15 protein-coding genes and 1 pseudogene are annotated in these 10927 nt (G+C 66.8%); 6 read left to right on the plus strand and 10 right to left on the minus strand.

Translation table 11 applies throughout. From position 1 onward, the window contains the following. The first annotated feature begins 13 nt into the window (after window positions 1-13). Together AC5RWU_RS12925 and AC5RWU_RS12930 are read left to right on the plus strand one after the other, a co-directional pair. Entirely contained in the window at window positions 14-259 is a 246-nt protein-coding gene (locus tag AC5RWU_RS12925) for a hypothetical protein (protein ID WP_494037015.1), read from the plus strand. Between the two features lie 2 nt (window positions 260-261). Beyond that, window positions 262-1299, plus strand: coding sequence for an MBL fold metallo-hydrolase (locus tag AC5RWU_RS12930; protein WP_494031240.1), 1038 nt, complete (start codon window positions 262-264; stop codon window positions 1297-1299). Between the two features lie 10 nt (window positions 1300-1309). On the opposite strand, the gene AC5RWU_RS12935 is transcribed toward AC5RWU_RS12930, so the two are convergent. Next, window positions 1310-1435 carry a hypothetical protein gene (locus AC5RWU_RS12935; RefSeq protein WP_494037016.1) on the minus strand — a complete coding sequence of 42 codons (126 nt, stop codon included), beginning with the start codon at window positions 1433-1435 and terminating at the stop codon, window positions 1310-1312. A 100-nt stretch (window positions 1436-1535) separates the two neighbouring features. On the opposite strand from AC5RWU_RS12935, the pseudogene AC5RWU_RS12940 reads away from it, so the two are divergent. Continuing rightward, a pseudogene (locus AC5RWU_RS12940) lies at window positions 1536-1640 on the plus strand (biotin carboxylase N-terminal domain-containing protein); the annotation flags it as partial. Window positions 1641-1656: 16 nt separating this feature from the next. Next, window positions 1657-1872, plus strand: a complete 216-nt coding sequence (locus AC5RWU_RS12945; protein ID WP_494037019.1) for a hypothetical protein — start codon at window positions 1657-1659, stop codon at window positions 1870-1872. Between the two features lie 103 nt (window positions 1873-1975). Here the strand turns inward: AC5RWU_RS12945 and AC5RWU_RS12950 are convergent, their stop codons facing one another. Together AC5RWU_RS12950 and AC5RWU_RS12955 are read right to left on the minus strand one after the other, a co-directional pair. Then, complete coding sequence (locus AC5RWU_RS12950; RefSeq protein ID WP_494031258.1) at window positions 1976-2383, minus strand: transposase; 408 nt, start codon at window positions 2381-2383, stop codon at window positions 1976-1978. 39 nt (window positions 2384-2422) lie between these two features. Further along, complete coding sequence (locus tag AC5RWU_RS12955) at window positions 2423-2746, minus strand: hypothetical protein (RefSeq protein WP_494031241.1); 324 nt, start codon at window positions 2744-2746, stop codon at window positions 2423-2425. Here AC5RWU_RS12955 and AC5RWU_RS12960 point away from each other — a divergent pair. Further along, the gene (locus AC5RWU_RS12960) at window positions 2745-3425 is read left to right on the plus strand and encodes a GntR family transcriptional regulator (RefSeq protein WP_494031242.1); all 681 of its coding nucleotides are present in this window, start codon (window positions 2745-2747) and stop codon (window positions 3423-3425) included. The two genes, AC5RWU_RS12955 and AC5RWU_RS12960, sit on opposite strands and share 2 nt — an antisense overlap. Before the next feature lie 372 nt (window positions 3426-3797). Here AC5RWU_RS12960 and mftF read toward each other — a convergent pair whose 3' ends face one another. From mftF to mftA, 7 genes are all read right to left on the minus strand, one after another. Continuing rightward, window positions 3798-5234 (minus strand): mycofactocin biosynthesis glycosyltransferase MftF, encoded by a 1437-nt coding sequence (gene mftF, locus AC5RWU_RS12965; protein ID WP_494031243.1) that lies wholly within the window; start codon window positions 5232-5234, stop codon window positions 3798-3800. Then, window positions 5231-6022: a mycofactocin-coupled SDR family oxidoreductase gene (locus AC5RWU_RS12970; RefSeq protein ID WP_494031244.1), complete on the minus strand. Its 792-nt coding sequence runs from the start codon at window positions 6020-6022 to the stop codon at window positions 5231-5233. Before AC5RWU_RS12970 ends, mftF begins: the two co-directional genes overlap by 4 nt. Further along, window positions 6019-6720, minus strand: coding sequence for a mycofactocin biosynthesis peptidyl-dipeptidase MftE (gene mftE, locus AC5RWU_RS12975; protein WP_494037017.1), 702 nt, complete (start codon window positions 6718-6720; stop codon window positions 6019-6021). Before mftE ends, AC5RWU_RS12970 begins: the two co-directional genes overlap by 4 nt. After that, window positions 6717-8012 carry a pre-mycofactocin synthase MftD gene (gene mftD, locus AC5RWU_RS12980; protein WP_494031246.1) on the minus strand — a complete coding sequence of 432 codons (1296 nt, stop codon included), beginning with the start codon at window positions 8010-8012 and terminating at the stop codon, window positions 6717-6719. Before mftD ends, mftE begins: the two co-directional genes overlap by 4 nt. Window positions 8013-8081: 69 nt before the next feature. Next, window positions 8082-9329, minus strand: a complete 1248-nt coding sequence (gene mftC / locus AC5RWU_RS12985; RefSeq protein ID WP_494031247.1) for a mycofactocin radical SAM maturase — start codon at window positions 9327-9329, stop codon at window positions 8082-8084. Continuing rightward, window positions 9326-9607 carry a mycofactocin biosynthesis chaperone MftB gene (gene mftB, locus AC5RWU_RS12990; protein WP_494037018.1) on the minus strand — a complete coding sequence of 94 codons (282 nt, stop codon included), beginning with the start codon at window positions 9605-9607 and terminating at the stop codon, window positions 9326-9328. Before mftB ends, mftC begins: the two co-directional genes overlap by 4 nt. Further along, window positions 9607-9702 (minus strand): mycofactocin precursor MftA, encoded by a 96-nt coding sequence (gene mftA, locus AC5RWU_RS12995; protein WP_494031249.1) that lies wholly within the window; start codon window positions 9700-9702, stop codon window positions 9607-9609. Before mftA ends, mftB begins: the two co-directional genes overlap by 1 nt. A 133-nt stretch (window positions 9703-9835) precedes the next feature. On the opposite strand from mftA, the gene mftR reads away from it, so the two are divergent. Beyond that, window positions 9836-10444: a mycofactocin system transcriptional regulator MftR gene (gene mftR / locus AC5RWU_RS13000; protein ID WP_494031250.1), complete on the plus strand. Its 609-nt coding sequence runs from the start codon at window positions 9836-9838 to the stop codon at window positions 10442-10444. The last annotated feature ends 483 nt before the right edge of the window (window positions 10445-10927 follow it).

The raw sequence follows: 10927 nt of genomic DNA on the forward strand, positions 1-10927 counted from the left end.
AATTCGGTGAAATATGGGGTTCCAGAACGTGAATCGTGCCAACATGCGCCCCACGGACCAATGGCATGTCCTCATGGGCCAGACCGTCGAGGTCCGGCTCAAGGGAGAGGTGTATCGCGAAGGGCTGGTTGATGACGCCATGTCCGACGCATCCGGTATATGGATTGTTCCAGAGTGGCCGGCCCAGCGAGAATTCATCGATGCCGCCTCCGGGTTTGAGGTTTGGACCAGTCCCTGCCCCAGAGCGAGTAACGAATGAGTATGCCGCCGATTACCATCACCGGCCACATCCAGAAGGAAGCGTGGCGGAACAAGGTGCTGCCGCCGGTGGAGCAGCTCCGGGACGGCGTCTGGTCCATCCCCGTGGTGTTCCCCGGCAACCCCATGCGCTATACCCTCAGCTACCTGCTCCTGGGAGACGGTGACGCGGTCCTGATCGATCCGGGCTGGGACAGTGATGCCGGCATGGCTCAGCTGAGTGCCGGCCTGTCCCAGGCAGGCCTCGGGCCCACCGACCTGACCGGTATTGTCGCCACCCATTTCCACTCGGACCATCTGGGCATGGCCGCCCGGCTGCGCGCGGCCTCGGGGGCGTGGGTTGCCCTGGGCGAGAAGGAGGTGCGCCGGCTCACCGCCGCCGAGGACCCCGACCTTGTCCTGTCCGCCCACCGCGAGCAGCTGAGGCTGTGGGGCGTGCCGGCGGACCGGCTCGCCGAGGTGGCCCTGGACCGCCCCACCCTGACCCATCTGCAGAACCTCGCGGATCCGGACCTGCGGCTCACCCACGGCAGCCTGGTGCCCGCCAAGGGGCTGAACCTGCGGGTGGTCACCACTCCCGGGCACTCACCGGGGCATATCTGCCTAATCGATGAGCCGCACGGGATGATCTTCAGCGGGGACCATGTCCTGCCGCGCATCTCCCCGCACATCGCCCTGGAGCTGCCCGGGCCGGCCAACCCGCTGGCGGACTACTACGAGTCCCTGGGCCGGATCGCGTTCGAGGATGCGATGGAGGTCTGCCCGGCGCACGAGTACCGCTTCAGCGGCATGCAGCGGCGGGTGGCACAGCTGACCGCACACAACCGCGAACGCTCCGCCGAGGTCCTCCGGGTCCTGGAGGCGCACCGGCCCGAAACCGTCTGGGACATCGCCCGCCACCTGACGTGGTCCCGGGGCTGGGAATCCCTGCAGGCCTTTTCGCTGCGCCTGGCCGTCTCCGAAACGGCCAGCCACGTGGTGTACCTGCGCTCGCAGGGCCACCAGGTCGATGTGCCCATGGAGCCGGTTGCAGCTCGCTGATCACAACACGTTATGTACTGTCCTCCTCGGCCTGCAGCGCCTTGTACTTCGTCCACTCCACTGGGCCCGGCTCATCCAACTCGAGGATGGAACCTTCATCAACTAGCCCGTTGCCGCCGGGTCCGCGCTTGCTCAAGGCCGCGGACCGATGAGGACCGCCTGACCCTGATACGCAAAGCCGCCCATGTGCTCCACCACTACCGGAATTGGAGAACTACCCCCTGAATCCCGGGAAAATAAAGAAGATCCTGGTGGCGAATCGTGGCGAGATCGCCATCCGTGCGTTCCCAGCCGGGTACGAGCTCGTGGCCAAGACGGTTGCCGTCTACCCCAATGAGGACCCATACGGCGGGCCACATGAACGCAGCCTTCGGGCAGGGGCGCGACCTGGCCGTCATGAAGGGGGACCTTCTACACGTCGGATTGCAGCTGCGCTATCCCGACCTGTCGTTAGCGCGAGACAGCGACCCCGTCCAGTCAGCCGCAGCGCGCCGTGCGTTCTATGAGTGGTATTGCGACACGGAAACGCTCGTGTTCACCGGGCACTTGCCGTCGCCCAGTGTCGGCTACTAAGATCGAGCGTCGACGGGTTTGGCCGTCTGCTCATAGTGCGTTCTCGAGATAGCTCCGGTTTCTGCCATCGCACTGTCGTTCACGTTCCAGTCGGCCGTTCATGTCAGGCCGCGTCCATGCGTTCTCCTTGCGGGAGTGGTGCGGCCAGTGACCAGCACCAGCCGGCGAGTTCACGGGCGATGGCGGTGTTGGCCTTAACTGGCATTTTGTGGCGTTGATCGAAGTGTTCCCACTTGCGGTGCAGCCGGTGGTTCCCTTCGAGGGCGCTGATGCAGGGTTGCCGGCGCGACGAGATCAAGTTGGCGCAGGAGGCGTTCCCCGGGCCGGGCGTAGGGGCGGCGGTGCTGCCATGCGCTTCGATGAGGAGTTTACGGGCGTAGGTGTTCCCGGCCTTGGTGATCGGGCCCTGATGCCGTGACTGGCCTGAGGATTCCTCACTGGGGACGAGCCCACGACAGGAGCCGATGGATGAGCCGATGAAGCGGATCCAGTCACCGATTTCGACGGCCAGCCCGAACGCAGGTCGTGAGCTGGATGCCGCCCAGACACATCAGCGCGTCAACCACCGGAGCGTAGCGGCACGCTGCCACCGTCGCGGCGACCTGCCTGTCGATCCGCACCAGATGGGCGGCAGCAGCTCGGCCTGCTCGACATCGGCCTGATAAGTGAACTGCAGCGCCGGCTCGTCAAAGCGCTGGCTGATAAGCCACTGACGGTGTTCCTTTGTCCATCTGGTGTCTTTGGGGTAGCGGATCCCGTGCCGGAGCAGGATGGCATTCACCTGCTGGCGGGCATGTCCAAGATCCTTGGCCGTACCAGAGCGGAGCCGGGACAGATCCCGCAGGGCTTCCTCTTCACGGTCGGGGATCACCATGGCACCAACCCGGCAGCAGCAGCCGCAGCTCAGCGACAAAGCGGCCACCTACGTGCGCGCCCTGGTGATCTCCGGCGAGCTGCAGCCGGGGACACAGATCCGTCCGGAAACGGTCGGGGAGGAGCTCGGCATCTCCACAACGCCGGCGCGCGAGGGCATGCAGGCGCTCCGGGTCGAAGGCTTCCTCGAAGTGGTGCCGCGCAGGGGTTTCGTAGTGGCTCCGCTGGTCGGGGACGACATCCGCGACCTCTTCCGCGCACAGGCCCTGCTCGGCGGTGAGCTGGCCGACCGCGCGGCGCGTAACGGCTCCGAGGACGACGTCGGCGAACTTGAGGCCCTGCACCACGAGCTGATCGCTGCCGCCGCCCGCAAGGACACGGTGCTGCTGGAAGAGAAGAACCACGCGTTCCACCGCCAGATCAATCGGTTGGCCAACGCGCGCAAGCTCCTCTGGGTCCTTGGCCTGACCACGCGCTACGTGCCGCGCATGTTCTACTCCAACATCGCCGGCTGGCCCCAAGCTACAGCCGAGGACCACACCCGCGTCCTCGAAGCCGTCAAGGCCGGCGACGGCCAGGCTGCCCGGGCAGCCATGGAAGACCACATCATGCACGCAGGCGAACTGCTCGCCGACCATTTCGACGCCCGGCAGGTACAAGAGCAGCGGACGAAGGCGTAGCCCCTGAATGCCCGGACGCTTCCCTCCATCCGCGGGTGCGCAGCTGCTCTTGGGTAAGCGGGAGCACGGCTGCCGCGATCCGGCGGGCGTCGATCGGATCCAACTTACCGATCCCCCGTCGGCCGGCCCTACCCATCCGGGCCACTTCGACCGCCCGGTACCCGGCCAGCCCCGGCTGTCGGGGCTGGCCGGGCCGCGTGCCTGCATGCCCTCGATGACCTATCGAACTGGCTGTCGGCCACGGTGCGAGGCTGGCTATGGACCGGCCGGTCGAATCGGTGGCAGCAGCGCAGAACGGTTACCTTGTCACGGCTGAGAATGGTATGACACCAAGCCTCCTGTCCAGCCCCTCGGGATCACGCACCTCATCGTTCAAAACGCCTGCCTCGAATCGTTTCTACCGTTCCCAACCCATCGAACGGCGAGACATCGAGCGTCGAGCCGGTGTAGGGCGCCGCACCATAGCCCGGTTCCGTAGGCGAGGTCGTCCAGGCGGCGGCCGACAAGCGCAGTGAGCGGATCGACGTCGGATCGTTCACAGAGGAACAGCACGAGATCGACGGCGACGGCAGTGATCAAGGCGCGCCGGATTGACCGGCTGAAAAACGCCCCGATCGCAGCGGCCGGCCACCAGTGCCGGAGCAGGAGGCCGCATTCCTGGCGCACCGCCCACCCCAGGCCTCGGGCTGCCAGCCGCGTGGCGATTAAGCCAGCACCGTCGACGGCGGGAAGGCGTGCACGGAGGGACCACGCGGTCATCGCGCCGGCGCTGATGGCGACCGGTGCTGACCACCAGCGGCGTTGGAGGACCGCCGCGGCGCCGAGGGCCATGGGCAGCGACAGGACTGCCGGGGCGACTTTGTCACCGTGCCGAGAGGCCAGGAGGGCTCCGCCGGTTCCGTAGAGTACTTTTCGGCCAAGCCAGGCTCGCACGCTTGGCCGGATGGCGTGGCGAACTTCGATTGTGGGGTCGTACCGCACGACGTGTCCGGTCTCGACGAGCCGCCAGACGAAATCGACATCTTCGGCTACCCGCCACGTGTCCTGGAAACCGGCGCGCAGTAGTTCTGTGCGGCCTACGAGGCATGCCGAGGGGAGCCAGCCGATTTTGGCGCCGGGGCGGACCTGGCCACCGGTCCTGCCTAGGTCGAGGGAGGACGCGGCTGCGTCGTACCGTTCGAACCAGCGGGGCCGAGCCGTCCGGGTTACGCCGGCGACTCGGGGCCCGACGAGTGCAACGCGCGGGTCGGTGCAGTGGCGGGACAGGTCGAGCAGGGCGCTGGCGTCGGCTTCGACGTCGGAGTCGACAAAAGCGACCAGAGGCGTGGCGACTTGGGCGAGTCCGGCGTTGCGGGCTCCGGCCGGACCCAGGTTGCAGGGGAGTGGGATCAGGCGCGCGCCGTGCCGATGCGCGACCTGCGCGACGGCTGCCGGGTTGTGTGAGGCGTCGTCGACGACGATGACCCGCAGCGGAGCGAGTGCGGTCAGGCAGCGGTCCAGTTGTTCGGCCCGGTCCCGTACCGGGACGATGACCGTGAGGTCCGCCAGGGATACCTCGACGCGGTCGAGTACGGGGTTGGCGAGGTTGCCGTCGAGGAGGCGGCGGGCGAGTGACGCCGTCGTCGTATCCTTCACGGTCAGCTGACCGTAGGCGAGCAGGCTTTGTGCTCGTGCGCTGAGTCGCACGCTGCGGGTGGGGGAGCCGCCAATGAGGAGCCTTCCCTGGTCGGCGATGATGAGGTCGTCGCGGAGGCGGATTTGGAAGCCGTCAGGGAGCGTTTGCCGGTCGGTGAGCTTGGACACGGTCATGCGGAGAATCCTCCGTCGGCGTGCACGACCGAGCCGTTGAGGGCCGTGGCTTCGTGGCTGCAGCAGAAGGCAATGGCGGCGGCCACCTCTTCGGGGTTGAGGAGGCGCCTGAGCAGCTGGCGGTTGGCAAAGTCTTCGACGTCGGTCAGGTCGTAGACCTTGCTCGTGGCGGCCAGCATTGCCGTCCGGGTTGAGCCCGGCGACACCGCGCAGGCGGTGACGCCAGTGCCGACGAGGTCGGCTGCGAGCCCTTTGACGAGTCCGACGACGGCGTGTTTGGCGGCGTTGTAGGCGGCGAGCCGGAACAGCCCCTGGCGACCCGCGGCGGAGGCCACGGCGACGAACCGGGCGCCCTGCGGGTGCGGGCCGGCGAGGAAGGCCGGGACTGTGGCGGCGGCCGTGTTCCACACGCCCCGCACGTCCACGTCCCACAGCAGCTGCAGGTCCGCCTCGGGTGTCTCCCACAAGGGTTGTCCGCCGGCTATGACGGCGGCCGCCGCGACGGCGGCGTCAAGTCGTCCCCAGCGGTCCAGGGCGACTTGGACCGCTGCCTCGAGTTGGGCGCGGTCGCGGACGTCAGCGATGTGCCCGATGACGGTGCCGTCCGGGGCTTCGGCCACCACCGAGTCGAGGTCAGCCTTGGTGGCGAGCGGGTACGGCAGGCTGGCTTGGTCGCCTTCGCAGCCGTCGACTGCGAGAACCCGGTGGCCGTCCGCGGCCAGCCGGCGGACGGTCGCGGCGCCGATGCCCCGAGCTGCTCCGGTGACCAGCACGACGCGGGGGCTCACCGGGCAGGGACCTTTGCGCCGAGAGCGTCGACGACGTCGCTGACCATCGAGGCCAGCAGCAGCGCGCCGTCCTCGGCGGTCGCGCCGGCCGGGTCGCCGAGCACGCCGTTGGCGGAGACCGCCTTGATCCCGCCCTCCATCATCAGCGGGAGCAGTTCGGTGAGGGGGCCGGTGTTGCCGGCCTCGGCCCGCTCGAGCCGGACATCTCCAGGTCGCAGGTGGAGCATCAGGGAAGTCTCGGTGCGTCCGGCATGCAGGTCGACCTCTTCGGTCGCGCAGGCGGCCCAGGCGACGTCATGGCCCTCGCGGATGAGCTGGCGGACCGCGTCCCGCAGCGCAGTGAAGTTGCCTCCGTGCGCGTTGACAAAGACGACCCGCTCGGCCCAGGTGCGCAGTGACCGGGTGAGTTCGACCAGCACCGTGCGCAGGGCAGCGGTGCCGATCGAGCATGTGCCGGGGAAATCCTGGTGTTCCCCGCTGGACCCGTAGGCCAGCGCGGGCGCTACCACTGTCCTTTGTCCCACAGCGATCAGTGCCTTGGCTGCCGCGGACGCGACCGCGGTCGCAATGACCGTGTCGGTGTCAAGCGGCAGGTGCGGCCCGTGCTGTTCAATCGAGCCGACGGGCACCAGGACGGTCACCGCCGCGGGGACGTCGAAAGAGGTAGTTGATGAGAGCGCGGTCATTGGACTGGTCAACGGTTGGTCATGGCCGGCTCGGGGACGCCCAGGGCCCGGTCGAATCCGTCAGGGATGAGCAGGTGGTCGGGACGCAACTCGGCGGTCGATGACAACGCGAGTCCGCGCAGGGCGGAGTCGATGCCGCCGGAGAGGATGTCGAGGACGTTCTCGACGCCGGCCTGTCCATTGGCGGCAAGTCCCCACAAGTAGGCGCGCCCGATCAGGACGGCCTTGGCGCCCAGGGCGAGGGCCTTGACCACGTCGGAGCCGCGGCGCACGCCGCCGTCCATGACCACGTCGATCTGGTCTCCCACGGCCTCTGCGATGGGGCGGATCATCCGGATCGCGGCCGGGGTGCCGTCGAGGTTGTTACCGCCGTGGTTGGACACCGAGATGCCCGCCACGCCGGCGTCGACCGCGCGCAGGGCATCGTCGACGCGGCAGACGCCCTTGAGGACGAACGGTGTGCCGGAGATCTGCTGCCAGGTTTCCCGCATCCAGGTTACGTCTTCCCAGCTGGGTGGCGGAGTCGTCATCCACTCGTAGTAGGCGCCGAAGAAGGTGGGCGCCGGCCCCCAGGATGGTTTCACCGGGGTTTCGCCGCCCGGGGCAGCGGTTGGCGGCTCGCCGCCGGGCGGGGCGAGGTTGGGGGCGGTGAGGTCGGGCAGTTTTCCGGTTTCGCGGAATTGCTGACCGAACTGCCACAGCCACCGCGGCTTTGTAGCGACTTTGGGTGCCAGACGGACCATGGCCTTGAAGTCCACCTTTTCCGGGATTTCGGGGCTGCCCCAGTCGCGGCCCATCGAGAATGACCAGTCCAGGGTCGCGATCAGGCCGGCGACGCCAGCAGCGTGGGCTCGTTGCATGCGTTGGATCATCGTGTCTCGGTCGCCGGTCCAGTACATCTGGAAAAAGGTGGTGGCGCCGGTGGCGGTGACGTCCTCGACCGACTTGGAGGCGAAGTTGGACAGGCCCATAATCGTGCCCCGCGCCGCGGCGGCCCGAGCGACGGCGACCTCGCCGTCGGGATGTACTGCCTGTACTCCTGTTGGGCTGATGATGACCGGCGTGCCAATTCGTTGCCCAAAGACAGTCGTTGCCTGGCTGCGCTCGGGCTGCTGGCCGACGACGTGGGGCGCCATGCCGAGCTCGGCGAACGCTGCCTCGTTATCGGCGATGCTCTGGCCGCGCTCGGACCCGGCGACCAGGGCACCATAGACCGGCTGCGGGAGGCGCCTGCGGGCACGCTGCTGCGCAACGGCGACGGATTCGAACCAGGGGTTCTGCTTCCAGGGATTCTCGATTTTCATTTGCCTTGCCTTCAGAGGTTGGTGTCCGGACCGCCCAGCTCTTGTTTGGAGGAGACTGACGGCCAGGTGTCAAAGGGTGGTGGGATCGAAGCCCGCGAGGGGGCTCTCCGCACATGCCGAGACCGGCGGCCGGTCAGGCCGGCGGGTGAGGAGCTGCAGCATCACGGGCTGGTTGCGGGTCGGATTGGCTTTGGAATGGTCTTTGCTGGCCGGCGGTATGACGCGGTCCCCGGCGAGGGCCTGCTCGCCGTACCCCTGGACACATTCGGGGTCGGGGCCATCAAGGGGCAGGCCGGTGAAGAACTTCGCGGCCATGCAGCCACCGCGGCAGGAATCGAAGAACTGACACGTCGTGCACGCGCCGCCGGTCTGCGGAGAGCGCAGGTCCTGGAACAGCGGGGAGGTCTGCCAAACCTGCTGAAAGCCGCCGTCGGCGAGCAGGTTGCCGGCCAGGAAGTTGTCATGGATAGCGAACGGGCAGGCGTAGACGTCCCCGATGGGATCGATCAGGCACACGACCCGTCCGGCCCCGCACAGGTTCAGGCCCGGGAGCGACTCGCCGAAGGCTGCGAGGTGGAAGAACGAGTCACCGGTGAGCACGTCCTCGCCGTGGGCCATCAGCCAGTCATAGAGTTCGCGCTGCTGTTCGGGCAGCGGGTGCAGTTCGTCCCACACGTCAGCGCCCCGGCCGGAGGGGCGGAGGCGCGTGAGCCGCAGCGTGGCCCCGTACCGGTCGGCCAGCGCCTTGAATTCGTCGAGCTGGCTGATGTTCTGCCTGGTGCACACCACAGAAATCTTCGCGTCCTTGAAGCCCGCGTCCTGCAAATTTTGAAGGGCCCGCAGTGCGGTCTTGTAGGAACCGGGGCCGCGGACGTAGTCGTTGACCTCCGCCGTCGCACCGTCCAAGGAAATCTGGACGTCCACATAGTCGGTGGCGGCGAGGAAACGGGCCCGTTCGGGATTGATCCGCACCCCGTTGGTGGAGAACTTCACGCCGACCTGGTGGTCCACGGCGTACTCCAGGAGCTCCCAGAAATCCGGGCGGATCGTCGGCTCGCCGCCGCCGATGTTGACGTAAAAGACCTGCATCCGCTGCAGCTCGTCGATAACCGCCTTGCACTGTTCGGTGCTCAGTTCGCGCGGGTCCCGCCGGCCTGATGAGGAGAGGCAGTGCGCGCACTCGAGGTTGCAGGCGTATGTGAGCTCCCAGGTCAGACAGATCGGGGCATCCAAGCCGTATTCGAACTGCTGCACCAGCGTGCCGGACTGCGGCCTCTCCGGACGGTGGGTGGGACGCTCGGTCAGGTTGGTGGTCATGCTTCAGGTTCCTTCCGGGGGCGGATCATGTCGGTCGCGGCCAGGCCGCGCAGCGCCGCCGCATAGGATTCGTGCTGGGAGGCCGGCACGCCCGCGCCTTCGAGCGCGGTCCGTACGTCCGGGGCCGAACCGAGGCCGCGGACGACGGCGACCAGTTCGGGCCGCTTGAGGAAGGTCAGTTTCCGGTTGCCGAAATGGTAGGCCAGCGCCCCGAAGGGCTCGGGCCGCAGCGCCACCGACGGCGAGAGCGTCCACGGCTCTCCCAGCAGGGCGTCCATCAGTAGACGCCGCACATGCCGTCGATCGAGATCTCCTCGATGAGGTCTTCGCTGACCAGCTCGGTCAACTGATCCTGATGCTCGATGGGGTTCATTGTGATCTTCCCTTCTAACGTGTTCTTAGGCACATAAACGTGCTCTTAGCCACACTAATGGCACCGAGGGCAATAAATCTATCCTCTACCCAAAAATGAATCGATCATGACCAGAAACGGTAGGTTGCAATGTATGTCCAGTAAGCAAATCTGCACGGGCGCACGGGGCCGGCCGGAGGTCACCTCCCATGCTGTGATCGAGCAGGCGGCCTTCGCTCTCTTTGCCGAGCGCGGCTTCGCCCGCACCACCATGGCTTTGATCGCAGAGCGGGTTGGTGTTGGGCGGCGGACGCTGTTTCGCTATTACCAGTCGAAGAATGACATTCCATGGGGTCAGTTCGACGGGACACTTGACCGTTTCCGTGCGTTGCTGGATGAACAGCCCGATGATGCTCCGGTACATGCCGGGGTGCATCGAGCGGTTATTGAATTCAACCGTTTTCCCGCAGAAGCTCGTCCCTCACACCGTGAACGCATGAGGCTCATCCTGACCACGCCTGAGTTGCAGGCCCATTCTGTGCTTCGTTACGCGGCGTGGCGCCGCGTAATCGCAGAATACGTTGCACGCCGTACCGGGGCACAAACGGATGACCTGATACCCCGGATGGTCGGACACGTGTCACTGGCGCTCTCGGTGACCGCATACGAAGCCTGGCTTGCGCAACCGCAAACCGGCGCGGACGCGCTCCTGGACCTCATCGACCGCGCCATGACGGGTCTACGGACCTACCTTGACCCATAGAAGGGTCTGTGAGACTTATCTGCAGCTGGTCTGGGACTGGCAGGCAGGATGGGTACTGGCTGTCCCACCCCGTGGATGTGACTCAAAAAAACAATGACCGTAGTGTCTTGCTCCCGACCTGTCCTTCCATCGGGGTGGTTGGCCGGTACCCGTCCGGCCCACTTCGGTGACTTGATCAGAAGGTTGTCCGCGTCTTTGAGCGCGTGACCCGTCACAGTGTTGTTCCGATGTGATTCCTACCCGGCTGGTACCGGCCGACAGCGGCCATAACCATATCCGTGAAGAGGAAGGTACGAATGACCGCCATGTCTATCGTTGCGCATTCCCACCCGTTTGTCGTGGGGGTTGATACCCACGCCCGTAATCATGTTTACGCGATCCTCGCCGCTAGGACCCCTTAGCTACGTGATGTCCCGGGGGGGGGGGGGGGGGGGGGGGGGGGGGGGGGGGGGGGGGGGGGGGGGGGGGGGGGGGGGGGGGGGG

The sequence above is a fragment of the Arthrobacter sp. B0427-1-12 genome (assembly GCF_059092905.1).

Bases quoted from the DNA above. Each gene is read 5' to 3' on its own strand.
- mftR (WP_494031250.1), top strand. From the start codon at position 9,836: ATGTCCAGTAAGCAAATCTGCACGGGCGCACGGGGCCGGCCGGAGGTC.
- AC5RWU_RS12925 (WP_494037015.1), top strand. From the start codon at position 14: ATGGGGTTCCAGAACGTGAATCGTGCCAACATGCGCCCCACGGACCAA.
- mftF (WP_494031243.1), bottom strand. From the start codon at position 5,234: ATGACCGTGTCCAAGCTCACCGACCGGCAAACGCTCCCTGACGGCTTC.
- AC5RWU_RS12930 (WP_494031240.1), top strand. From the start codon at position 262: ATGCCGCCGATTACCATCACCGGCCACATCCAGAAGGAAGCGTGGCGG.
- mftD (WP_494031246.1), bottom strand. From the start codon at position 8,012: ATGAAAATCGAGAATCCCTGGAAGCAGAACCCCTGGTTCGAATCCGTC.
- AC5RWU_RS12945 (WP_494037019.1), top strand. From the start codon at position 1,657: ATGAACGCAGCCTTCGGGCAGGGGCGCGACCTGGCCGTCATGAAGGGG.
- AC5RWU_RS12960 (WP_494031242.1), top strand. From the start codon at position 2,745: ATGGCACCAACCCGGCAGCAGCAGCCGCAGCTCAGCGACAAAGCGGCC.
- mftA (WP_494031249.1), bottom strand. From the start codon at position 9,702: ATGAACCCCATCGAGCATCAGGATCAGTTGACCGAGCTGGTCAGCGAA.
- mftB (WP_494037018.1), bottom strand. From the start codon at position 9,607: ATGGACGCCCTGCTGGGAGAGCCGTGGACGCTCTCGCCGTCGGTGGCG.
- mftC (WP_494031247.1), bottom strand. From the start codon at position 9,329: ATGACCACCAACCTGACCGAGCGTCCCACCCACCGTCCGGAGAGGCCG.
- AC5RWU_RS12955 (WP_494031241.1), bottom strand. From the start codon at position 2,746: ATGGTGATCCCCGACCGTGAAGAGGAAGCCCTGCGGGATCTGTCCCGG.